This is a genomic window from Mesorhizobium sp. M0139, assembly GCF_040322455.1.
Taxonomy (GTDB): domain Bacteria; phylum Pseudomonadota; class Alphaproteobacteria; order Rhizobiales; family Rhizobiaceae; genus Mesorhizobium.
The window spans coordinates 333,010-354,980 of the sequence record NZ_JAMYTN010000002.1 but is presented as its reverse complement, the minus strand read 5'-3'; the positions used below and the strand labels follow the sequence as shown (position 1 = coordinate 354,980).

Genomic DNA, 21,971 nt, shown 5'->3' with positions numbered 1-21,971 from the left:
TCTGTGCTGTAAAACTCCCGTCACAAACGGTGGTAGGCGGAACGATCCCCGGTCGTTAATATGAGATTCGCGGTTGGCTCAATTAGCGGCCGCGACATGAAAGGTTGGACAATGGCCAAAATATCCAAGGCTCCCAGCGACGGCGTCTTCGCAGTCCTCCCACTGCGCGACATCGTGGTGTTCCCGCACATGATCGTTCCGCTCTTTGTCGGGCGTGAAAAGTCGATCAAGGCGCTGGAAGAGGTTATGGGTCAGGAAAAGCAGATCCTGCTTGCCACCCAGATGAATGCCGCCGATGACGATCCCGAGCCCGATGCGATCTTCGACATCGGCACGCTCGCCAATGTGCTGCAATTGCTGAAGCTGCCCGACGGCACCGTCAAGGTGCTGGTCGAAGGCGCTTCGCGTGCCAAGATCGTCTCGTTCACCGACCGTCCGGACTTCCACGAAGCTACCGCCACGGCGCTGGTCGAGCCGGAGGAGGAAGAGGTCGAGGTCGAGGCGCTCGCCCGTTCGGTCGTCACCGACTTCGAAAACTACGTCAAGCTGAACAAGAAGATCTCGCCTGAAGTGGTGGGTGCCGCCAGCCAGATCGACGACTATTCCAAGCTCGCCGATACGGTTGCCTCGCACCTCGCCATCAAGATCCCCGAGAAGCAGGAGATGCTGGCCACGCTGTCCGTCAAGGAACGGCTGGAAAAGGCGATGGGCTTCATGGAAGCCGAAATCTCCGTCCTGCAGGTGGAGAAGCGCATCCGCTCGCGCGTCAAGCGCCAGATGGAGAAGACGCAGCGCGAATACTACCTCAACGAGCAGATGAAGGCGATCCAGAAGGAACTCGGCGAAGGCGAGGACGGCCGCGACGAGGCCGCCGAGATCGAGGCGCGCATCAAGAAGACCAAGCTCTCCAAGGAGGCCCGCGAAAAGGCGGAAGCCGAGTTGAAGAAGCTGCGGACGATGTCGCCGATGTCGGCGGAATCGACCGTCGTGCGCAACTACCTCGACTGGATCCTGTCGATCCCGTGGGGCAAGAACTCCAAGGTCAAGCAGGACCTGGCGTTTGCGCAGAACGTGCTCGACACCGATCATTTCGGCCTCGACAAGGTCAAGGACCGCATCGTCGAGTATCTCGCCGTGCAAAGCCGCCAGAAGAAGCTGAAGGGGCCGATCCTGTGCCTCGTCGGCCCTCCCGGCGTCGGCAAGACCTCACTCGGCAAGTCGATCGCCAAGGCGACCGGCCGCGAGTTCATCCGCATGGCGCTTGGCGGCGTGCGTGACGAGGCCGAGATCCGTGGCCACCGCCGCACCTATATCGGCTCGATGCCCGGCAAGGTCATCCAGTCGATGAAGAAGGCCAAGAAGTCCAACCCGCTCTTCCTGCTCGACGAGATCGACAAGATGGGCCAGGACTTCCGCGGCGATCCGTCATCGGCTTTGCTCGAGGTGCTCGATCCCGAGCAGAACTCGACGTTCATGGACCATTACCTCGAGGTCGAATACGACCTGTCGAGCGTGATGTTCGTGACGACGGCGAACACGCTGAACATCCCTGCGCCCCTGATGGACCGCATGGAGATCATCCGTATCGCCGGCTACACCGAGGACGAGAAGATCGAGATCGCCAAGCGTCACCTGATGCCCAAGGTGATCCGCGATCATGCCCTGCAGCCGAAGGAATTCTCCGTCGGCGAGGACGCGGTCCGCGGCATCATCCAGACCTACACCCGTGAAGCGGGCGTCAGAAGCCTGGAGCGCGAGCTGATGAAGCTCGGGCGCAAGGCGGTGACCGAGATCCTGAAGACGAAGAAGAAGACGGTGAGCATCACGGCGGCGAACCTCGCCGATTACCTCGGTGTTCCGCGCTTCCGCTTCGGCCAGGTCGAGGCTGACGATCAGGTCGGTGTCGTCACCGGTCTTGCCTGGACGGAAGTCGGCGGCGAGCTGCTGACGGTCGAAGGCGTCATGATGCCCGGCAAGGGCCGCATGACGGTGACCGGCAATCTGCGCGACGTGATGAAGGAATCGATCTCGGCGGCGGCCTCTTATGTCCGCTCGCGGGCCATCGATTTCGGCATCGAGCCGCCGCTGTTCGACAAGCGTGACATCCACGTCCACTTGCCCGAAGGCGCCACGCCGAAGGACGGTCCGTCTGCAGGTGCTGCCATGGCGACGGCCATCGTATCTGTCATGACTGGTATTCCGGTCCGGGCCGATGTGGCGATGACTGGCGAGATAACGCTTCGCGGCCGCATCTTGCCGATCGGCGGCCTCAAGGAGAAACTGCTCGCCGCACTGCGCGGCGGCATCAAGAAGGTGCTGATCCCGGAAGACAACGCCAAGGATCTGGCGGAGATACCGGACAATGTGAAGAACGGTATGGAGATCATTCCGGTCTCACGTGTCGGCGAGGTTCTGAGGCACGCGCTGGTGCGCATGCCGGAGCCAATCGAGTGGGTCGAGCCAGTCAATCCGCCGGCTTCCACCGATACCGTTGACGATGCTGGAAAGTCGCTTGCACATTAGAAACTACTAAAGTTGCAGTGCACAAAGAGAGAGCCGGGCCTTGAGCCCGGCTTTTTCATGTGAAAAACCCACCATTTCCGGGCTTTTTTCAACTTTTTTCCGGCTTTTTGACTTGGGTTTGCGAGCGCTTCTTTCTAAAGTCCCTCTCCTGCCGGATGAGTCGAAAGTTCCGGTTTTCTCATGGAAGGGAATTTTTATGAACAAGAACGAACTGGTTTCCGCTGTCGCTGAATCCGCGAGCATTTCGAAGGGTGACGCACAGTCGGCGGTTGAGGCGGTGTTCTCCGTCATCACTGGCGAACTGAAGAAGGGCGGCGATGTACGGCTCGTCGGCTTCGGAAATTTCACCGTCTCCAAGCGTGCGGCATCGACTGGCCGCAACCCGCAGACTGGCGCGGAAGTGAAGATTCCGGCGCGTACCGTGCCGAAGTTCTCGGCCGGCAAAGGCCTCAAGGACGCGGTCAACTAAAAATTTTTCAGAGAATGTTGAAAAGCCGGGTTCGCCCGGCTTTTCTTTTGCCTCGATGGCGGCAGGCCGTCAGCCCGCTGAGGCGAGCCTTCAGCCCACCGGCGCATCCACGCGCATCAGGCCTTCCTGCTTGAGGTCCGCCCACAGCGCCGCAGGCAGCTTGGCATCGAGCAGGGCGCGGTTGCTTTCGACTTCACTCGGCCGCTGGCCGCCGGGGATGACCGACACCACGGAAGGGTGCAGCAGCGGAAACTGCAGCGCCGCCTCGATCAGCCTGACGCCATGGCGCTGGCAGACGGCCTCGATGCGCCCGACGCGATCCATGATGTCCCTTGGCGCCTCGGAGTAATTGTAATAGGCGCCTGGCTTCGGCCCGGTCGCCAGGATGCCGGAATTGTAAGGACCGCCGAGAACGATGCCGATGCCGCGTTGCTCACAGAGCGGCAGGAAGGTGGCAAGCGCTTCCTGTTCCAGCAGCGTGTAGCGCCCGGCCAGCAGGAACAGGTCGAAGTCGCCACGCTCCGCCAGCGTCTGGCAAACCTCCCATTCGTTGATGCCGCCGCCGAAGGCCTTGATCACGCCCTGGTCGCGCAGCGCAACCAGTCCGTTGTAGCCCGAGGCCATGAATTCCTCGATGCGCTGGTCTGACGCCTCCTTGCTGCCATGGGTGAAGATGTCGAGGTCATGGACGAAAAGGATGTCGATGCGGTCGACGCCAAGCCGTTCCAGCGACGCCTCGAACGAGCGCATGACGCCGTCGTAGCTGTAGTCGTAGACCTCCTTGCGCGTCGGTGTGTCGAAGAACTTGCCGATGCCGGTTCGTTCCTCCGGCGGGCAGGCGCGCAACAGGCGACCGACCTTGCTCGACAGCACATAATCGTCGCGCTTCCTGCCGCGCAGGAAGGCATTGAGCCGTGTTTCGGCAAGGCCCAGGCCATAGAGCGGCGCGGTGTCGTAGTAACGGCAGCCGGTCGCCCACGCCGCCTCCAGCGTGGCGTTGGCATCCGCGTCGGGGACGGCGCGGTAAAGGTTGCCGAGCGGCGCGCTGCCGAAGCCAAGCTCGGTGAAGTCGAGGCCGCCATTGCCGATGCGGTCGAAATGCCGTGTCTTCATGTCGTGCTGATTTCCTGGATTGATTGTCTGACATGACACTATCACGCCGCTGGCTCAGCAAAAGCCGCCATGGCCGTTGGACAGGCATTTTCGCGGTGATAGCATGAACAAAAACAAGCCTTTTTCCGAAAGCGCGCAACCCGAAATCACCGGCCACAAACCCAGCCGGACAGATGGGACTCTCATGACGAATGCCGGCTCGGATATGTTTTCGACCGCCCTGCAAGAGCTGGGCGCCGTACTGGCGCGCGTCGACGAAGCCGGCATCGACACCGCCTGCGAAACCCTGGCCCGCGCGCAAAAGATCGTCGTCTATGGCTGCGGCCGCGAGGCCTTGCAGCTCAAGGGTTTCGCCATGCGCCTCTATCACCTTGGCCTTGAGGTGTCGGTGGTCGGCGACATGAACACGCCACCGCTTGGCCCAGCCGATGTCTTCCTGGTCAGTTCCGGCCCGGGCGAGACGACGACGGTGCTTACCTTGATGCAAGTCGCCCGCCAGGCCGGCGCCACCGTGCTTTTGCTCACCGCCGAGGCAGGCAGTAGTGCGGTCGCGCTTGCCGACTTCACCTTGCTGATCCCGGCGCAGACCATGGCGCGTGACCAGGGGCCACAAAAGACATCGCTGCTGCCGATGGGCTCGGTCTTCGAAGGGGCGCTGTTCCTGCTGTTCGAGGTGATGGTGCTGAAGCTCAAGGCGCTGACCGGCCAGTCGTCCGAGGCCATGCGCACCCGCCACACCAACATGGAATAGATCATGCGCTACGAACTGATGTTGCCGCACCAGATCCGCAAGGCGATCGCCGAGAACTGGCCGGTCGCTCTCCCGCTCGGCGTGCTCGAATATCACGGCGAGCACATGGCTGTCGGCATGGACACGCTGGCCGTCGTCAAGACGCTGGAGCTCTACGAGAAGGAGGCCGACATCGTCATCCTGCCGGCTTTCTACTACGGTGCGGCGAGCTATGTGGTGGCAGCACCTGAAGGCAACGGCTCGGTGCAGGTCGGCGGCAACCAGCTGGCGCCGTTCGCCGAAGAATTGTTCTACAGCCTGCTGCGCATCGGCTTTCGTAACATCAACGCCATCATCCACCACCAGACCGAGAACTTTGCCGCCGGCATGCCGACCGATCTCGCCTTCAAGGCCGCCGGCCGCCAGGCGATTTTCCGCTTCCTCGAGAAGCAGCGCGGCGAGGGCTGGTGGGGCTCAGACGAGATGGCCGATTATTATGCCGGGCACGCCGCCGGCGAGAATTTCTTCAACTGGGTGCAGGTGCACCCGCTAATGTCGGCTGCCATGAACGGGAAGTATCCGTTCGATCACGCCGGTGTTGGCGAGACATCATTGATGCTGGCACTGTGTCCGGAAGCGGTCGATGCCGGGCGTTTTGGCGAGAATACCGCGTGGTATACGGCCAGTGCGCCGGAGGCCTCGGCGGAGCTAGGGCAGAAGGGCGTCGCGATGATCATGGATCACCTGAGGGCGATATTGGGGCGCTAGCAGACAAAGTCGCTCTGTAGCGATCCTTCACACCCCCTCTGTCCTGCCGGACATCTCCCCCGCAAGGGGGGAGATCAGACGTCATTTCCGCTTTCGCCAATCACCTACGTCGCAAGAAAAGCGATGCAGCCAAAGCTGCCGATCTCCCTCCTTGCGGGGGAGATGGCCGGCAGGCCAGAGGGGGGGTGCTGTCCCGCCGAGGTCAACAGTAGAGGGGCACGCCGCCTCTCGCCCTACTTCACCGCGCCCGCCGTCATGCCCATGATCAGATACCGCTCAAGCGCAATCCCGATGACCGCCAGCGGTGCGATCGCGGCGGTGGCAAGCGCCGCCATCGACCACCAGTTGATGCCTTGCGAGCCGGTCTGGCTCGCCACCATGACCGGGATGGTCTTGGCGTCGGTCGAGGTCAGCAGCGCGGCGAAAAAATACTCGTTCCAGCACAGCACCATCGCCAGGATGAAAGCGGCGACCATGCCCGGCAGCGCAATCGGCATGACGATGCGGAAAAAAGCGCCCCAGATCGAGAGGCCGTCGACCAGCGCTGCCTCCTCGAGCTCGACCGGGATCGAGTTGAACTGGTCGCGCATGATCCAGATGACGATCGGCAGCACCATCAGCGTGTAGAGCAGGATCAGGCCGATGCGTGTGTCGAGCAGACCGACTTCCCGGTAGAGCACCAGGAAGGGCAGGGCCAGCACCACCGGCGGCAGGATCAGCTGCGACAGGAAGAAGAAGGAGATGTCCTCGTTCTTGAACCAGGCGAACTGATAGCGGTAGCGGGTCAGCCCATAGGCGGCGAGGCTGCCGATGACGATGGCGAGGCTCGACGCGCCGACCGAGGTGATGACCGAATTCATGAAGCGCTTGAAAAACTCCTCGCGCACCGTCGAGGTCTGGAAGATCGAATCCGGCGACAGGCCGAGCGAGCGCCAGCCCTTCCAGTCCGGCTGGAAGTCGACGAACGGGATGAGGTGTCCTTGCGTGACGTCGACCGCGGTCTTGAACGAGGTGGTGATGGTCCAGTAGATCGGGAACAGGCAGATGAAGGCCCAGAACGCCAGCGCGCCATAGATGAAGATGCGATTGGCCAGAAAACCCAGCGGTGAGCGGATTTCCGAGGCAGCATAGTCGGTGGTCTGGACGCTCATTGTGCCTCGTCAGTTCACGTTGCGCACGAAGCGATTGGCGAATTTCAACAGCCAGGTCACGAACACGACGATGATGACGAGATAGGCCATCGCCAGCATGGTGCCGTAGCCGACATTCGAGCGGTCGCGGTATTCGCGGTAGATGAAGCTCGACACCGAATCGGTGGCGCCGCCAGGCCCGCCGGAGGTCACGGTGATGATGATGTCGGCGAGCTTCAACTTGAAGATGATGCGCAGGATCACCGCCGTGACCGACACCGGCAGCATCAGCGGGAAGGTGACCTGCCAGAAAGTCTGCCAGGGCGTGGCGCCATCGACGCGCGCCGCTTCCAGCACGTCGCGCGACATCGCCTGCAGGCCGGCAAGCAGCATGATCATCATGAACGGGATGAAGGTCCAGGCGTCGAGCACCATGATCGAGATGCGGGCGGTGATCGGGTTGGAGAAGAAGGCGGGGTTCTCCCAGCCGAGATGGCGCGCCAGCGTCGCCGCCGGCCCGAAACGGTACTCCATCAGCGATTTGCCGATCATCCAGGATACCGCGACCGGCGACAGCATCAGCGGCATCAGGAAGACGACTCGGAAGAATTTGCGCGCCCGGATCTGCGCGTTGAGCAGCAGCGCCAGGCCGAAGGCAATCACATACTCAACCAGCACGGCGAGCACATAAAGCACCATGTTGAACAGCGCGTTGCGGTAGTAGGGATCGGCCAGCATCTGCCAGAAATTGTCGAGCCCGTTGAACTTGCGGCCGGAAAAGGACGACAGGTTCCAGTCGGTCAGCGCGATATAGAAGCCGAACAGCGTCGGGAAGATCACCATGGCGATGGTGAACAGCAGCGCCGGCAGCAGGAACAGCGCGCGCTGGCCGTCCTCGCCGCGCGTCAGCACCTGGCCGATGCCGAGCGCCACGCCCCACAGAACATAGGCGTAGACGATCGGACGCCAGGTCTCGAAGCCGAGCGTGGTGATCTCGTTCTTGTAGAGGATCTCAAACGCGATCACCGCCAGCAGGCCAAGCGTGGCGGCCGCCATCAGGGCAAAACCCGCCCGCTTGCGGGCCGGCGAGATCAGATCGGCTGGGCCGGCGTTGGCCGGCCATGCATTGGTGGTCTGGTCTGCCACGCGTCCCCGTCCGTTTAAAAAATCAAGCCTGCGACCGGCCCGAGCCGGTCAGGTCCGGCGGCTTGCACCGCCGGACCTGTTGTCACGATAGGATCAGCCTACACGCCGAGCGAGGCCTTGTAGAGCTTGATCTGGTTTTCGCGGCCGATCTGGTCGGTCAGCTTCTCCCAGGCCGCGGCAATGGCGTCGGCGCCTTCCTGCGCCTTCATCTTGCCGGCGAATGTGTTGGCCAGAATGTCCTCGGCAGCCGAATAATACTGGAAGATGCCGGGGATGCGCGGCTCGATCGCCGCGTTCGGATGGTTGTAGCTGTCGGCTTCCGACTTCAGATACGAGGTGATGAACGCCTCGTCGTAGCCTGCCGCCACCCATTCGGGAATGTCGAAATGCGAGTTGCGGTAGGGCTGGAAGCCGGACGGATACATCGCCGTCCAGATTGACAGGTCCTTGCCGCCGAGATGAGCGGCGGCCGACCATGCCGCTTTTTTCTTCTTTTCGTCAGTATCGACGCGGGCCATGACGTAGACGCCCCAGCCGAGATAGGCGCAGTTCGGCGCATAGTTCGGGCCGCTGGCGAGTTTGTCCCAAGCGCCGGTCTTGGCATTGTAGACGTCGTCGGACCCCGGCAGGATCGAGAAGCCGGTGACGTCGCCGATGACCGAGCTATCATTGGTCTTGACGTTGGAGCCGACGTCGCCCCACCAGGTGACCATCGAACCGGTGCCGGCCAGGAACTGCTGGAAGGCTGTCGTGTTCGGGTCGGCGTTGATCTGGTCGGCGGGCTCCGACGGCAGCGCGTCGATGACGTCCTGGATGGCGCGCACCCAGGCCGGATTGTTGATGCGCGGCTTCATCGTGTCGGCATCGAACAGCCAGGCCTTGTCGTCGGGATGCTTGGCATAGGCGGTGGCGCGGCTGCCGAGGAAGTAGAAGCCGAAACCGCCCCAGGCCTTGGGCGCATCGAGATAGCCGAAGACGTCCTGATCCTTGAACTTCTTGCCCTTGAGGAATTTTGTGACGGCCTGGACTTCCTGCCAGGTCTTCGGCACACCCCATTCGGTGGCCGCGCCGCCGTCCTTCCACGCCTTGGCGAGGTCGGCATCGGCAAAAACGTCGGTGCGGTAATTGAAGTTGTGCGCATCGCCATCGACGGTGATCCGGTACTGCTTGCCGTCCCAGGTGCCGACCGGCGGCTGCAGATAGGCCACGACATCCTTCATGTCGATCTGCTCTTTGACCCAGTCGGGCATCTCGGACGTCAGGCCCTTGCCGCAGACATCGCCTTCGAAGGGCGCGCCCATCTCGATGATGTCGAAGTCGACGGTGCCGGTGGCGATCGACTGCTGCAGGCGGGCATTGTAGTCGGCCTGCGCCAGGTCGATCCAGCTGATCTTGGCGCCGGTATAGGCCTCCCACGGCTTCAGGAAGCCGCGGAACAGCACATTGTGCAGGTTCTGGTTGTTGAGGCCCATGAAGGTGAGCTCGACGCCGGCGAATTCGCCTTCCTTGACGTTGGCCTTGGTGGCTTCCAGGCAGAGTTCGCCGACCTTCTGGAAATCGGCATCCGTCGGCTGACCCTTGCCGACGCCGGGGATCTGCAGAATTTTGGAGCGTAGCTCGCTGGCGGCTTCAGCCGGGCGGGTGAAAGCGCCGAGCCCAGCGCCCGATGCGGCGGCGATCGCGGCCATCGAGGCCGCGCCTTTGAGTATGTCACGCCGGGTGGCACCCGCGCGGACGAGTTTTTCGTACAGACCGACTCTCATCTATTCCTCCCAGAACAACAGTCGTGAATTAAATGCCAATCCCTCCGACGCCGAAACGTCGGCGGTTCTCCTTTATCATACGGGGACGTGGGACCCCACCCTGCGTCGCCTGGAGCTCCGATTTTCGGATAAAAATCCGACTGCCGGATTGGCAACAGCTAATATTTGCGTAATCGATTACCTTGTCAACACGAATGGCTTTTTATCGATAACATACCGACTTGCCCTTGCCGTTGGCAATGGCTAGCTTCACCGCGAGAAAAGGGGGGACGATGGCTCAAGTCGCGATCAGCAATGTGGCCAAGGCGTTCGGAACCGTCAAGGTCCTGCACGAGGTCAGCGTCGATATCGCCGATGGCCAGTTCGTGGTGTTGGTCGGCCCGTCGGGCTGCGGCAAGTCCACGCTGCTCAGGATGGTGGCCGGGCTGGAGACCGTCTCCGGCGGCACGATCGCCATTGGCGAGCGCATCGTCAACAATCTGCCGCCGGCCAAGCGCGACATCGCCATGGTGTTCCAGAACTACGCGCTCTATCCGCACAAGACGGTGGAGCAGAACATGGCGTTTGCGCTGAAGCTGCGCAAGACCGATCCAGCCGTGGTCGCCGAGCGGGTCAAGCGCGCCGCCGACATTCTCGACCTCAATCCGTACCTGAAACGTTATCCGCGCCAGCTATCCGGCGGCCAGCGCCAGCGCGTCGCCATGGGCCGCGCCATCGTGCGCAATCCGCAAGTCTTCCTGTTCGACGAGCCGCTCTCCAATCTCGACGCCAAGCTGCGCGTGCAAATGCGCACCGAGATCAAGGAACTGCACCAGCGGCTGAAGACCACCACCATCTACGTCACCCACGACCAAATCGAGGCCATGACCATGGCCGACAAGATCGTCGTCATGCGCGATGGCCGTATCGAGCAGGTCGGCGCGCCATTGGAATTGTTCGACCGGCCGGCCAATCTGTTTGTCGCCGGCTTCATCGGCTCGCCGTCGATGAACCTGCTCAAAGGCGTGGTGCGCAAGGGCGACAAGGTCGAGATTGCAGGCACGCTGTTCCCGGTCGCGGCCGGCAGCGCCGCCAAGGAGAGCCAGGCCGTGGTCTATGGCGTGCGGCCCGAGCATCTCGAAATCCATCCCGACGGCGTGCCGGCAAAGATCTCGGTGGTCGAGCCGACCGGTTCCGAAACGCTGGTCTTCGTGCGCTTCGGCGACGGCGAGATGGTGGCGCTGTTTCGCGAGCGCCACGACTTCAAGCCGGGCGACACGCTCAATCTCAAGCCGCGCCTCGACCAGGTCCATCTCTTCGACGCCGAGACCGGCAACCGGCTCTGATTTCCAATCGACTTTGACCAAACCTGTTTGACGAGGACTGCCATGCTCAAAGGGATCAACCCATTGCTCAATGCCGATGTGCTCCAGGCGCTCAGGGCAATGGGACACGGCGACGATCTGATCATCGCCGACACCAATTTCCCCGCCGATTCGGTGGCAAAGCAGACCGTGCTCGGCAAGCTGCTGCACATCGATGCGCCGGCGGCCGATGTGGCCAAGGCGGTGCTGTCGCTCTATCCGCTGGACACTTTCGTCGACGATGCGGCCGCGCGCATGGAGATCGTCGGCAAGCCGGACGAGATCCCGCCGGTGCAAAAAGAGGTGCAGAAGGAGATCGACAAGGCGGAAGGCAAGGCCTGGCCGATGATCTCGGTCGAGCGCTATGCCTTCTACGAGCGCGCCAAGAAAGCCTATTGCGTCATCCAGACCGGCGAGCGCCGCTTCTATGGCTGCTTCGCCTTTCGCAAGGGCGTCGTGCCGCCGGACGCCGAGTAGGGCCATGGCGTCGGGCAAACCTGTCGTCATTCTGGGCGTTTTCGTCGCCGACACCGCCTACCGCGCCGATCGACAGCCGCGCATGGGTGAAACCATTCTTGGTAATTCCTTCAAGCTGGGACCGGGCGGCAAGGGCTCGAACCAGGCGGTGGCGGCAGGCAAGCTCGGCGCGGACGTCACCTTCCTGACCCGGCTTGGCGTCGATGCTTTCGCCGACATGGCCAAGGCGACCTGGGCAGAGGCGGGCGTGAAATCCGCCGTCATCGACACGCCGCAAAGCTATACCGGCGCGGCCTATATCTTCATCGAGGAGACGACCGGCAACAACGCCATCATCGTCAGCCCGGGTGCGGCGATGCTGATCTCGTCTGAAGACATCGAGGCCAATGCCGGCCTGATCCGTGGAGCCGGCGTCTTCGTCACCCAGCTCGAACAGCCGATCGACGCGGCACTGCGCGCACTCGAGATCGCGCGCGGGGCAGGGGTGACCACCATTCTCAATCCGGCGCCCGCGGCCAAGCTGCCGGACCGCATCTACACGCTGTGCGACTATGTGACCCCCAACGAAACCGAGGCCGAAGAGCTGACCGGCATCAAGGTTTCTTCGATCGACGAGGCTCGCCGCGCCGCCGACAGCCTGCTCAAAAAGGGCGTCGGCTCGGTCATCATCACGCTCGGCGAAAAAGGCGCGCTGCTGCACACGGCCGCTCGGTCCGACCATGTTCCCGTGGTCAGTGCCGGTCCGGTGGTCGAAACCACCGGCGCGGGCGATGCCTTCAATGGCGGCCTGGCCGCCGCACTCGCCAAAGGCGTGGAGCCGCTGCAAGCCGTCCGCTTCGCCTGCGCCGTCGCCGGCATTTCGGTGACAAGGCCGGGTACGGCGCCATCCATGCCGACGCTGCAGGAGGTCGAGGCGCTGCTGGCCAAGGGGTGACGTCGTTGCGGGAGAGACCGAATTCAGATCCGACCGGATCTGAATTCCCACATGCAAGACCATGATTTTAGACGATTATGTCACATTTCTCCTGAGGAGAAATGGCGCGAGTGACGGGGCTCGAACCCGCGACCTCCGGCGTGACAGGCCGGCGAAAACGCCTGATTAATCAACGACGGATTCAATTCCTTACGCTCTCGAATTTGCGGGAAAAAGCGCGAAATTGAAACATGCTTATCAGAACTCCTCGTCGTAATCCGCGAGGTATTCACTTTGATCGGTGCCTCCGCTGCTGCCAGCCTAGCGGCTGGACCGGGACAGACTGCTCCCGGCGACTTCTGGATCGGCTGGAGACGGCAGATCGATGCGCTCGCTACCGCCGGATTCCGGGTCATCGTTCCCGACCAGAGGGGCTACAACACCAGTGACAAGCCGAAAGCCATCCGTGAATACACGCTCCCCAAGCTCGTCGGCGATGTCGTTGCCATCGCCGACGCGCTCGGCATCGGAAGGTTTCACCTCGTCGGTCATGACTGGGGCGGTATCGTCGCCTGGGCCGCAGGCGCAAAGCTGCCGCACCGCCTGGAAAGGCTCGTCATCCTGAACGCGCCCCATCCCGAGGTGCTGCTTGCCCATTCCTTGCGATCTCCGACCCAGTTCCTGCGGAGCAGCTATGCGGCCTTCTTCCAGTTCCCCTTGCTGCCGGAGGCTTTTCTGGGGGCGGGGCGCTCGGCTCTGCTGGCACGGGCGCTCATCAAATCCAGCCGAACAGATGCCTTCACGGCGGAGGAAATCGCAGAGTATCGGCAGGCCTGGGAACGGCCGGGGGCGCTGACAGGCATGCTCAACTGGTATCGGGCGCTGCGCTTCCGCCCAAGCCTGAAGGAGCGGATCACGACGCCGACCCTTGTACTGTGGGGGATGCAGGACCAAGCTCTGGAATATGGCCTGGCCGAGCGCAGTCTGGCCCTTTGCAACGATCGGGGCCTGCAGACGTTCGAGAAGGCGACGCATTGGGTACAGCGCGAAGAGGCCAGCGCGGTGAATGCCGCGCTTCTGGCGTTTCTGGACGGCTGAGATGCCGTTCCGTTCTGCAGGTGGCCTGACTCGCCGTGATCTCCTGACCGTGCTCGCTGCCGCGGTCACAACCCACCACCTTACCTCCTCTGCTGATGCAGCATTGGCAGAGGCCTCAACGGAGCATCCGATGCCACACGTCGTCCTTCTCGGGGATTCGATCTTTGACAACGCTGCCTATGTCGCGCGCGGGCCTGACGTAGTGCGGCAGCTGCGGGAGCGCTTGCCGGAGGGGTGGCGTGCAACGCTAAACGCCGTCGACGGCGCCGTCACAAGCGGCGTCGAGCGGCAGCTTGAACGGCTCCCCCAGGATGCTAGCCATCTTGTCGTCAGCGTCGGTGGCAATGATGCTCTTCGTCATGCAGGGATTCTGGAGCAGGGGGCCCGTTCGGTGGCCGAGGTTCTGGACAGGATCAGCGATATCCGGGAGGAATTCGAGCACGACTACTGTACGATGCTCGAGGGGGCGCTGGGCCAAAACCTACCCACCGCTGTCTGCACGATCTACGAGGCGCGCTTTCCCGACCCACAGCGTCGTAGACTTGCCGCAACTGCCCTGACGGTCCTCAACGACGTCATCACCCGGGCGGCGTTCTCGCGCGGTTTGCCGCTCGTCGACCTGCGCTTGGTATCGAATGAGGACGCGGACTTCGCCAATCCTATCGAACCGTCAGTGCAAGGCGGCGCGAAGATCGCGGCAGCCATCGCGGCACTTGTAGTCGAGCACGATTCAGCCGGACGTCGGTCGCTGGTCTTCGTCGGCTAAACGGCGTAATCCCGCCCGATCGTCTGCACTCCCGATGGTCGGTCGGACTGAAAGCAACAATTCAGACGGCCAGCACGATCTTGCCTTGAATACTGCCGTCGGCGGCGCGCTCATGTGCGCGCGATGCCTCGGCCAGCGGGAATGTGCTGTCGATGACGACACGCACAAGGCCGTCGTCGATCAGGCGGGCGGCTTTTGCCAACTGCGCGCCATTGGATCGAACCTGTGTGGATGAGACCGTGATCCCCAGCCTCTCTGTCTCTTCGTGACCAGCGAAGCCCAGTGGGTTGACCAGGAACAGCGCGCCGCCCGGCTTCAGAACATGGAAGAAGCGCTCCATGTCCGCGCCGCCCACCGCGTCGAGGACAAGGTCGACGTCTCGGACGACATCTTCCGCCGCGGTTGTCTTGTAGTCGATGAATTGATCCACGCCGAGATCGCGCATCAGCGCCTCGTTCTTGGCCGATGTCACCGCGATGACGCGCGCGCACCGCCATTTCGCCAACTGGACGGCCAGATGCCCGACACCGCCTCCGGCACCATTGATGAGCACCGTCTTGCCGTCGAGGGGCACCGGCTCATGCGGTAAGGGCTGGAACGGATTCGGCTCGTCGTGGCCAAGTTCGATCAAGAACTGCCATGCCGTCAGAAGCGACATCGGCGCACCAGCCGCATGAATATGGTCGATGCCGGCTGGTTTCAACGCAACATGCGATGCCGGCACACTGACATAATGCGCGTAGGCATTGCTACCCGTCATCAAGTTATCGGGGAAGCGAACCATTGCGTAGACCTCGTCACCGATGCTGAACTCAGCGACGTCAGCGCAACCGCTTCAATGACGCCCGACACGTCCGTGCCGAGAATCAGTGGGAAGGACGCGTTGGGTCGCCATTCTGGCGGCAGTGCGCGATAGCCATCCCGCAGATACCAGTCGGGCGGATTAAGCCCGGCCGCCTGGACTCGGACAAGCACCTCGCCGGGCTTCACACCCGGCCTAGGCGCGTCTTCGTACACCAGCATCTCGGGACCACCGAATGCGTGCAGACGGACTGCCTTCATCTTATCGCTCATTGGTGAAATCTCCGCTCATCCATGTCATTGGAGCGAATCTAGCGGCATGACCGCCGGTTGATAATCGGTGGCGATGGCGGTTAAGTAATGCCATGGTGGAACATATCACTTTGGATCGGCTCACTGGCATCATCGCCTTCGCGCGTGCGGGATCGCTGGGCAGCTACACGGCAGCGGCGCGCGCGCTGTCGATTTCCCCTTCGGCGGTCAGCAAGAGCGTCCAGCGGCTCGAGCGGCATTTAGGAGTGTCGCTGTTTACCCGTACAACGCGCTCGCTCACCTTCACGCCCGAAGGGCGCGACCTGCATGAGCGCGCGCTGCGTCTGCTACGCGAGGCGGAGGAAATAGAGCAGGCGGCAATGACCGCGCGCTCCGAACCATCGGGCACGTTGCGCGTGGCCGCGTCGCTGCCGATCGGACTGCATCTGATCGCTCCGGCTTTACCGGCTTTCCGTCGGCTCCATTCCAACCTGATCGTCGATCTCAGGCTGGGTGACCAGATGGTGGACATGATCGAGGAAGGGATCGATGTCGCCATACGCATCGGTGATCTGGCTGACACCCGGCTACTATCACGCAAGATCGCACCCCATCGGCTTTGCTGCTTCGCCTCGCCAGCCTATCTCGAGGAACGCGGCACACCGACCCATCCCGATCACCTGGAAGGGCACGACACCGTCAACCTTCGATATCAGAGCACAGGCCAGGCCTTTCGCTGGCCCTTCCGGATTGGCGACCGTGAAATCGAGATCGTGCCCAATTCCGGTGTGGTCGCCGATGCCAGCGATGCCGTGCTCATCATGCTGGCAGCCGGCGGTGGGATAGGCATAGGCGCCTCCTTCATGGCGGCTCCCTATGTGAAGCGCGGCGAACTGGTCCCAGTGCTGTCCACGTTCGCGGTCGAGCGAAACAATGTCACCGTGCTCTGGCCGGCAAGCCGACGCGCCAACCCCGCCGTGCGCGCCTTTCTGACCATGCTCGACGCCGCTTTCACTCTGCGAATGGCAGCTTCAAGCATCGACTGATCTGGCGCGGAAGGGTCGCTAAAGGGCGAAAGCGGTCAATCCTGCTGATTGGCTGAACGGCAGCTATTCCGGGCACAACGTCCAAAAGCTGCTATTCCGTTTCGGCCCCACTACAGGCCGCCCCTCCTCGTCGAATAGCATTAGACTAGTTGATCGGCTACAACGACCTAGAGTGCTAGCAACGGGGAGGGCACATGTCGGCGAGTGCTTACGCATTGACTGGCTTCATCTCGTGGGCGCTGGCCCTGCTGATCGTGATGGAAGTTATCCGGAGCTACCTGGTGATCTCTGGGCAAGTCCCGGCAAACGGCTTTACGCCAGATAACGGAGCCCTCTCCCCGTTTATGCGGAGGTTAGCCCGTGCCCACGCCAACTGCATTGAAGGGCTTCCAATCTTCGGAGGTCTGCTCGGAGTCGCGATCATCATTTCAAAGACAGATGTCACGGATCCCTTGGCCTCCACGATGTTAGGCGCACGTATAGTGCAGTCGGTGATCCACCTCGTCTCAACCAGCCAACTCGCGGTCAGTCTCAGGTTCACCGCGTTCGCTGTGCAAATGGTGATTGGTGCGTATTGGTGCTGGTTGCTGTTGATCTGAAGAGTGGCGGAGCCCCGACGCAAAAGTGGGCCACCTAACGCGCACGTCAGTCTAGTTATCTTTCGAGTCGCCGGGTCATGTGACCGCCAGGCTGGATTATGCTCAACAAATCTTGATAGGCTGCCGTTCTGGGGGTCGCACGATGAACGAGGTTGAAAAGCTGGCCGTCGAGGTTGTCGCGACCGGCCTTGGCTGGCCCGAGGGCCCGACGGTGCTGCCCGATGGCCGAATTGTCATCGTCGAAAGCTATCGAAGCCAGCTGACGGCCATAGATCGCGACGGAAGTGCTCGCCAATTAGCGTATGTTGCCGGAGCGCCCAACGCCTGTGTTCTTGGATCGGATGACCTGCTCTATGTCTGCCAAAACGGCGGCACGACCGGACCTTGGCGGGCCGCGGAGATGACGACACCATCCATCCAGCGGGTTGCCGAAGGCGGAAAGCCGGAAATCCTGCTAAGCGAAGTCGCAGGCATTCGGCTCAATGGTCCAAACGATCTTGTATTTGCTGCTGACGGCCGGCTTATCTTTAGCGATCCCGGCACATACAACCCGGGGAACCCGGACCCCAGCTACATCTTTGCCGTCAACCCCGACGGCAGTGCGTACCTTGCTCTCGGTTTCGACAAGCCGACGTTCCCCAATGGTGTGGCGATCGAAGCCGACGGCTCGATCATTTGGGGGGAGTCCTATACGGGTCGCGTCAAGCGGCAGCGTCCGGATGGTTGCGTCGAAGACCTGGGCCGCTTGCCTGGGGCCAATCCGATCCCGGACGGGCTGAAGGTCGGAGCCGATGGCCGCCTTTATGTCACGGATATTGCCGCCAACGGCATTCACGTTCTGAAGCCCAACGGGACAGCGGAGGGTTTCTTCGTCTGCGGCAAGGCAACGACCAACTGCGTCTTCTCGGGCGAGATGCTTTGGGTGACAAATGCCGGCGTGCTGGCGACCGGCAGCGATCCCTCCTTTGAGGGAACACTCTCCTGCGTGCGTGTTCCGGGAGGCGGTGGACCGACGCATCATGGTCGCATCGGCGGAAAGCAACCGTGAGTAGCTCCTCGTCCGCCTCAAACACAGGCGATGACCGCGGTGCCGGCGGTGCGGCATCGTCTGCTTCGATGGCGGCGTTGAAGTGCCTGTACAGCGTGGCCGCGGTCCGCGTCGCCGCGCGGCGGACTTTGCCACGCCCGGTGTTCGACTTCGCCGATGGCGGTGCCGAGGATGAGCGAACGCTGCGCCGGAACGAGCAAGCTTTTAACGAGGTTGCCATTCTGCCGCGACCACTCAACGGTGCAACGACGCGAGACCTTTCCCTTGACCTCTTCGGCGCGAAACTTGCCATCCCGCTGGGCATCGCGCCAACCGGCTTGGCTGGGCTGTTCTGGCCCGACGGCGAGCGCGCAGCCGCCCGAGCCGCAGCGGCCGCAGGGACATTCTACTGCGCCAGCCACGGATCCGTCTGCACGCTGGAGGATATAGCAGCCACCGGAAGTAGCCCACGGTGGATGCAGGTGTTCGTCTATACCGATCGCGGCTTCACCCGAGAAATGGTGGATCGGGCGCGTGCCTCAAGCTACGACGCGCTGGTGCTCACCATCGACAACCAGATGCTTGGCAACCGTGAACGCGACATCCGCAACGGTTTTGCCATCCCGCCGCGCTTCGGTTTGGCCGGAACCCTCGCGGCCGCCACCAAGGCGGCGTGGCTTCTTCGTATGCGCACCCGACTCCCGAAACTGACCTTCGGCAACTACGCGCGCCCCGGGGATACGGCGACGGTCGGTGCATTGGCGGGCCGCATGGCCGCAATGCTCGATCCCGGACTCTCCTGGGGCCGATGTCGACTGGCTGCGCACTGTCTGGTCCGGACCGTTGTTGCTGAAAGGCGTCCTGCATCCCAGCGAAGCCGCCGAGGCTGTAGCGCGGGGAATCGACGGCATCATCGTATCCAATCATGGGGGCCGTCAGCTTGACGGCGCCGCCGCATCGCTGGACGCGTTGACGGCGGTTGTCGCGGCTGTCGCAGGCCGCATACCGGTGCTTATCGATGGCGGCATCAGGCGAGGCTCCGACGTCGTCAAGGCGCTGGCGCTCGGCGCCTCGTGCTGTCTGATCGGGCGGCCGCAGTTGTGGGGGCTCGCGGTCGCCGGCGAGGAGGGGGTACGCCACGTGCTCGAACTCTACCGCAAGGAGATCGACCGCGTCATGGGACTGATGGGCGCGCGGAGCCTGCGCGACCTCGGGCCGGACTGTATTTCGTTCGTTCAGGGAATGGGGCCGCTACATGATTGAAGACCCACCACTGCTCACCATCAAGCGCCGTTTCGAACGGCCCGCAGCAGAAATCATCAGTGCTTTTGCGGGCGTGCCGGTTAGCCAGGTCGTAGACGCGATGGGGGGACGCGGCGCCTTGCATTATGCGATCAAGCCACTGTCGCCAGCTACTGCGACGATGGTCGGCGTCGCCGTGACCTGTCACTGCGGCCCCGCCGACAACCTCGCCCTGTTTGGAGCACTGGATGCCGCAGCAAGTGGCGACGTCATCGTCGCTTCCACCGACAGCTTTGCCGGTACGGCGGTAACTGGCGATCTCGTGCTCGGCATGGCGCGCAACAAGGGCGTCGCCGGCTTCATCACTGATGGCCTCGTGCGCGACGTTGTCGGGATCGAGGCTGTCGGGTTGCCGGTCTACTGTGCCGGGGTCATTGCGAATTCGCCTGCGCGCAATGGTCCAGGCACGGTCGGATTCCCGGTGGTGCTTGGAGGAGTGACTATCTCGCCGGGAGACATACTGGTCGGCGACCGGGACGGTATCGCCGTGGTCCCCCGCCTGGAGGCTGAGACTGTGCTGGCGCGGCTCGCCGCCATCAGGGCGTCCGAGCAGGCACTTGATGCGCTCGTGCGCCAAGGTCTTGAAGTGCCCGACTTTGCCAAGGTCGTCCTCAAATCGAACAGGGCGCGCTTCGTTGACTGAGATGTGAGCTTCTCTAGCTGCGGGACATATGAAGCGCAACACGATTTCGTCCTTCCGATTTGGCACGAAACAGAGCCAAATCGGCGGCATTGACGAAATCGTTTGGCGTCTCGTTCTCGGTGGGCACCGCTGTTGCGACGCCGACGCTGATGGTCACGCGATCCGGGCCGTGGGGTATGTTCAACTCCCGCACGCTCTGGACGAGCCGCTCGGCGATCGCACTGGATTGTTCCAGTATAGTGTCGACCAACACGATGACGAACTCTTCGCCTCCGTACCGCGCAGCGAGATCGGTGGAGCGGCCGGAACCGCTCTGGATTACGCGGGCGATTTGCTTGAGCACATCGTCGCCGGCCATATGGCCATAGGTATCGTTGTATCGTTTGAAGTTGTCGGCATCGATCATCAACAGCGACAGTGGGGACTGTGCGCGAAAAGCGCGTTTCCATTCAGCCGCCAGATATTCGTCAAAATAGCGCCTGTTGCCGAGACCCGTCAGGCCATCGATCCGCGTCAGACGTTCAAGCTCTAGATTTGCACTGATCAGCTGTCGCTGGCTTTCCCTCAGCGCTCGGTGTGCCGAGTCTCGCTGGACGTGATCCAGATAGGCCCGCGTGTGATATCGAATGCGTGCAATCAACTCGATACGATCCGGCAGTTTGACGAGATAGTCGTTCGCGCCCGCAGCGAAGGCTTCGCCCTTGGTGGCTGGATCTTCCTTGCTCGACAGCACAATGACTGGCACCGCGCGTGTCGACGCATGCTTCCTGTATTCTCGCACCAGATGCAGCCCATCGACCCCTGGCATCACGAGATCCTGCAGGATAACGGTTGGCTTTACCTCATCCGCGACCGTCATCGCTCTCAACGGGTCGGTGCAGAAGTGTAAGGAAATATCGGGCTCGTTGGCTAGAGCGCGCCTGACCGCCTCGCAAACCATGATCTGATCATCGATGAGCAGAACCATGGATGAATAGTTATCTGCGAGTGGCGGGACCAACTCTGGTTCTTGCGTCATCGGAAGGGGCCTTTCACGTGGAGCGCTCGCAGGCTTCGATTATACGTGAGCCGATCGCACCCAAAGGAAGAATATCAACAGCCGCGCCGATGTCGGCGGCGGCCTTCGGCATGCCATAGACGGCACTGGTTGCTCTATCCTGCGCGATTGTGAGATGCCCCTTGTCACGGAGCTGTCTCAGCCCGCGCGCACCATCCCTGCCCATGCCTGTGAGCAGAACACCAATCACCGGGCCAGGCCACCATTGCGCCGCACTTTCGAAGAACACATCTACGGACGGCCGATAAACATTGTCCTTGGGGCTGGGCGTATAGCCAAGTTGCTGAGCTGACTTGAAAACCAGATGATCCGCAGAACTGGCAACGAGAACGGTGCCCGCTTGAGGGCTATCCCTTTCCCCCGCCGGACGGATCGGGAGACGCGTATGCTGCCCTAGCCAATCAACAAGGCCTGGAACGAACTGAGCATCGAGATGCTGGACGAGCACAATCGCGCCGCCAAAATCAACGGGAAACGCGCTCAGGACTGCGGCAACGGCAGCCGGCCCGCCCGCAGAGGCGCCGATTGCTATCAGGCGTCGAGTTGACGGCTCAGCCGCACGTGACATCCGCCTTTTTGCCTGGGTAGGCGCATCACCGATCAGCTTGCCTATCGTTAGTATCTTGTTCGTCAAAAGCCGGGCGGATTGCGAGGACGCGTTGCCTTCGATGCCCACTGACGGAATATCGACTGCGTCAAGCGCGCCATGACCCATTGCTTCGTAGACGCCGGCGAGGTTGGCTTCGATACTGGCGGTCACCAGCAAGATTGAGCACGGGGTTTCCGCCATGATTCTGCGGGTCGCTTCCACGCCGTCCATCTCTGGCATCGCTAGATCCATGAGTATCAGATCCGGCAGATCACGTCTGCAGACCTCGACCGCCTCACGCCCATTAGTCGCGATCCACGCGACCTGATGTTCGCCGGTCAACAGAACCAGTCGACGCAGAAGTTCAACCGCCATCGGCATGTCGTTAACTACGCCGATTCTCATTCGCTGGCTTC

At 62.1% G+C, this 21,971-nt stretch carries 21 protein-coding genes and 1 pseudogene; 15 read left to right on the top strand and 7 right to left on the bottom strand.

The window, feature by feature from the left end; genetic code table 11:
- Positions 1-111 precede the first annotated feature (111 nt).
- A complete protein-coding gene (lon, locus tag NKJ58_RS04270; protein WP_352518877.1) occupies positions 112-2,523 on the top strand; it encodes an endopeptidase La in 2,412 nt (803 codons plus the stop codon).
- 196 nt (positions 2,524-2,719) lie between these two features.
- On the top strand, positions 2,720-2,992 hold the full coding sequence (locus NKJ58_RS04265; RefSeq protein ID WP_023669423.1) for an HU family DNA-binding protein: 273 nt from the start codon (positions 2,720-2,722) through the stop codon (positions 2,990-2,992).
- 90 nt (positions 2,993-3,082) lie between these two features.
- Here the strand turns inward: NKJ58_RS04265 and NKJ58_RS04260 are convergent, their stop codons facing one another.
- Positions 3,083-4,105 (bottom strand): aldo/keto reductase, encoded by a 1,023-nt coding sequence (locus tag NKJ58_RS04260; protein WP_352518876.1) that lies wholly within the window; start codon positions 4,103-4,105, stop codon positions 3,083-3,085.
- Positions 4,106-4,289: 184 nt separating this feature from the next.
- Here NKJ58_RS04260 and NKJ58_RS04255 point away from each other — a divergent pair, with 184 nt between their 5' ends.
- Entirely contained in the window at positions 4,290-4,856 is a 567-nt protein-coding gene (locus NKJ58_RS04255; protein ID WP_023693299.1) for an SIS domain-containing protein, read from the top strand.
- Between the two features lie 3 nt (positions 4,857-4,859).
- On the top strand, positions 4,860-5,603 hold the full coding sequence (locus NKJ58_RS04250; protein WP_023689463.1) for a creatininase family protein: 744 nt from the start codon (positions 4,860-4,862) through the stop codon (positions 5,601-5,603).
- Positions 5,604-5,836: 233 nt separating this feature from the next.
- Here NKJ58_RS04250 and NKJ58_RS04245 read toward each other — a convergent pair whose 3' ends face one another.
- From NKJ58_RS04245 to NKJ58_RS04235, 3 genes are all read right to left on the bottom strand, one after another.
- A complete protein-coding gene (locus tag NKJ58_RS04245) occupies positions 5,837-6,754 on the bottom strand; it encodes a carbohydrate ABC transporter permease (RefSeq protein WP_023669427.1) in 918 nt (305 codons plus the stop codon).
- Between the two features lie 9 nt (positions 6,755-6,763).
- Positions 6,764-7,879: a carbohydrate ABC transporter permease gene (locus NKJ58_RS04240; protein WP_023689462.1), complete on the bottom strand. Its 1,116-nt coding sequence runs from the start codon at positions 7,877-7,879 to the stop codon at positions 6,764-6,766.
- 98 nt (positions 7,880-7,977) lie between these two features.
- Positions 7,978-9,642: an ABC transporter substrate-binding protein gene (locus NKJ58_RS04235; protein ID WP_023669429.1), complete on the bottom strand. Its 1,665-nt coding sequence runs from the start codon at positions 9,640-9,642 to the stop codon at positions 7,978-7,980.
- Positions 9,643-9,914: 272 nt separating this feature from the next.
- On the opposite strand from NKJ58_RS04235, the gene NKJ58_RS04230 reads away from it, so the two are divergent.
- The 5 genes from NKJ58_RS04230 (at position 9,915) to NKJ58_RS04210 (ending at position 14,239) form a co-directional block, all read left to right on the top strand.
- A complete protein-coding gene (locus NKJ58_RS04230; RefSeq protein ID WP_023730890.1) occupies positions 9,915-10,967 on the top strand; it encodes an ABC transporter ATP-binding protein in 1,053 nt (350 codons plus the stop codon).
- 42 nt (positions 10,968-11,009) lie between these two features.
- Positions 11,010-11,462, top strand: coding sequence for an RbsD/FucU family protein (locus tag NKJ58_RS04225; RefSeq protein ID WP_023730891.1), 453 nt, complete (start codon positions 11,010-11,012; stop codon positions 11,460-11,462).
- 4 nt (positions 11,463-11,466) lie between these two features.
- A complete protein-coding gene (gene rbsK, locus NKJ58_RS04220; RefSeq protein ID WP_023730892.1) occupies positions 11,467-12,396 on the top strand; it encodes a ribokinase in 930 nt (309 codons plus the stop codon).
- A 273-nt stretch (positions 12,397-12,669) separates the two neighbouring features.
- Entirely contained in the window at positions 12,670-13,473 is an 804-nt protein-coding gene (locus NKJ58_RS04215) for an alpha/beta fold hydrolase (RefSeq protein WP_050591950.1), read from the top strand.
- Positions 13,442-14,239, top strand: a complete 798-nt coding sequence (locus NKJ58_RS04210) for an SGNH/GDSL hydrolase family protein (RefSeq protein WP_352812479.1) — start codon at positions 13,442-13,444, stop codon at positions 14,237-14,239. Before NKJ58_RS04215 ends, NKJ58_RS04210 begins: the two co-directional genes overlap by 32 nt.
- Before the next feature lie 61 nt (positions 14,240-14,300).
- Here NKJ58_RS04210 and NKJ58_RS04205 read toward each other — a convergent pair.
- Positions 14,301-15,313, bottom strand: a pseudogene (locus tag NKJ58_RS04205) (NADP-dependent oxidoreductase).
- A gap of 92 nt (positions 15,314-15,405) precedes the next feature.
- Here NKJ58_RS04205 and NKJ58_RS04200 point away from each other — a divergent pair.
- From NKJ58_RS04200 to NKJ58_RS04175, 6 genes are all read left to right on the top strand, one after another.
- Positions 15,406-16,338, top strand: coding sequence for a LysR family transcriptional regulator (locus tag NKJ58_RS04200; RefSeq protein ID WP_023819368.1), 933 nt, complete (start codon positions 15,406-15,408; stop codon positions 16,336-16,338).
- Positions 16,339-16,532: 194 nt separating this feature from the next.
- On the top strand, positions 16,533-16,937 hold the full coding sequence (locus NKJ58_RS04195; RefSeq protein ID WP_023682292.1) for an MAPEG family protein: 405 nt from the start codon (positions 16,533-16,535) through the stop codon (positions 16,935-16,937).
- Positions 16,938-17,079: 142 nt separating this feature from the next.
- Positions 17,080-17,985, top strand: coding sequence for an SMP-30/gluconolactonase/LRE family protein (locus NKJ58_RS04190; RefSeq protein WP_023819371.1), 906 nt, complete (start codon positions 17,080-17,082; stop codon positions 17,983-17,985).
- Positions 17,986-18,053: 68 nt separating this feature from the next.
- Positions 18,054-18,908, top strand: coding sequence for an alpha-hydroxy acid oxidase (locus tag NKJ58_RS04185; protein WP_352852793.1), 855 nt, complete (start codon positions 18,054-18,056; stop codon positions 18,906-18,908).
- Positions 18,808-19,227 (top strand): alpha-hydroxy acid oxidase, encoded by a 420-nt coding sequence (locus NKJ58_RS04180; protein ID WP_352852792.1) that lies wholly within the window; start codon positions 18,808-18,810, stop codon positions 19,225-19,227. Before NKJ58_RS04185 ends, NKJ58_RS04180 begins: the two co-directional genes overlap by 101 nt.
- Positions 19,220-19,909, top strand: coding sequence for an RraA family protein (locus NKJ58_RS04175; RefSeq protein WP_023715423.1), 690 nt, complete (start codon positions 19,220-19,222; stop codon positions 19,907-19,909). The genes NKJ58_RS04180 and NKJ58_RS04175 overlap by 8 nt, the downstream gene beginning before the upstream one ends.
- Positions 19,910-19,922: 13 nt before the next feature.
- Here NKJ58_RS04175 and NKJ58_RS04170 read toward each other — a convergent pair whose 3' ends face one another.
- Entirely contained in the window at positions 19,923-20,876 is a 954-nt protein-coding gene (locus NKJ58_RS04170) for a response regulator (RefSeq protein WP_023669440.1), read from the bottom strand.
- Positions 20,877-20,940: 64 nt separating this feature from the next.
- Positions 20,941-21,960: a chemotaxis response regulator protein-glutamate methylesterase gene (locus NKJ58_RS04165; protein WP_023705673.1), complete on the bottom strand. Its 1,020-nt coding sequence runs from the start codon at positions 21,958-21,960 to the stop codon at positions 20,941-20,943.
- Between the last annotated feature and the right edge of the window lie 11 nt (positions 21,961-21,971).

Bases quoted from the DNA above. Each gene is read 5' to 3' on its own strand.
- NKJ58_RS04245 (WP_023669427.1), bottom strand. From the start codon at position 6,754: ATGAGCGTCCAGACCACCGACTATGCTGCCTCGGAAATCCGCTCACCG.
- NKJ58_RS04190 (WP_023819371.1), top strand. From the start codon at position 17,080: ATGAACGAGGTTGAAAAGCTGGCCGTCGAGGTTGTCGCGACCGGCCTT.
- NKJ58_RS04260 (WP_352518876.1), bottom strand. From the start codon at position 4,105: ATGAAGACACGGCATTTCGACCGCATCGGCAATGGCGGCCTCGACTTC.
- NKJ58_RS04170 (WP_023669440.1), bottom strand. From the start codon at position 20,876: ATGGTTCTGCTCATCGATGATCAGATCATGGTTTGCGAGGCGGTCAGG.
- NKJ58_RS04265 (WP_023669423.1), top strand. From the start codon at position 2,720: ATGAACAAGAACGAACTGGTTTCCGCTGTCGCTGAATCCGCGAGCATT.
- NKJ58_RS04165 (WP_023705673.1), bottom strand. From the start codon at position 21,960: ATGAGAATCGGCGTAGTTAACGACATGCCGATGGCGGTTGAACTTCTG.
- NKJ58_RS04225 (WP_023730891.1), top strand. From the start codon at position 11,010: ATGCTCAAAGGGATCAACCCATTGCTCAATGCCGATGTGCTCCAGGCG.
- rbsK (WP_023730892.1), top strand. From the start codon at position 11,467: ATGGCGTCGGGCAAACCTGTCGTCATTCTGGGCGTTTTCGTCGCCGAC.
- NKJ58_RS04230 (WP_023730890.1), top strand. From the start codon at position 9,915: ATGGCTCAAGTCGCGATCAGCAATGTGGCCAAGGCGTTCGGAACCGTC.
- NKJ58_RS04235 (WP_023669429.1), bottom strand. From the start codon at position 9,642: ATGAGAGTCGGTCTGTACGAAAAACTCGTCCGCGCGGGTGCCACCCGG.
- NKJ58_RS04200 (WP_023819368.1), top strand. From the start codon at position 15,406: ATGGTGGAACATATCACTTTGGATCGGCTCACTGGCATCATCGCCTTC.
- NKJ58_RS04250 (WP_023689463.1), top strand. From the start codon at position 4,860: ATGCGCTACGAACTGATGTTGCCGCACCAGATCCGCAAGGCGATCGCC.
- NKJ58_RS04175 (WP_023715423.1), top strand. From the start codon at position 19,220: ATGATTGAAGACCCACCACTGCTCACCATCAAGCGCCGTTTCGAACGG.
- lon (WP_352518877.1), top strand. From the start codon at position 112: ATGGCCAAAATATCCAAGGCTCCCAGCGACGGCGTCTTCGCAGTCCTC.
- NKJ58_RS04195 (WP_023682292.1), top strand. From the start codon at position 16,533: ATGTCGGCGAGTGCTTACGCATTGACTGGCTTCATCTCGTGGGCGCTG.
- NKJ58_RS04210 (WP_352812479.1), top strand. From the start codon at position 13,442: ATGCCGCGCTTCTGGCGTTTCTGGACGGCTGAGATGCCGTTCCGTTCT.
- NKJ58_RS04255 (WP_023693299.1), top strand. From the start codon at position 4,290: ATGACGAATGCCGGCTCGGATATGTTTTCGACCGCCCTGCAAGAGCTG.
- NKJ58_RS04185 (WP_352852793.1), top strand. From the start codon at position 18,054: ATGGCGGCGTTGAAGTGCCTGTACAGCGTGGCCGCGGTCCGCGTCGCC.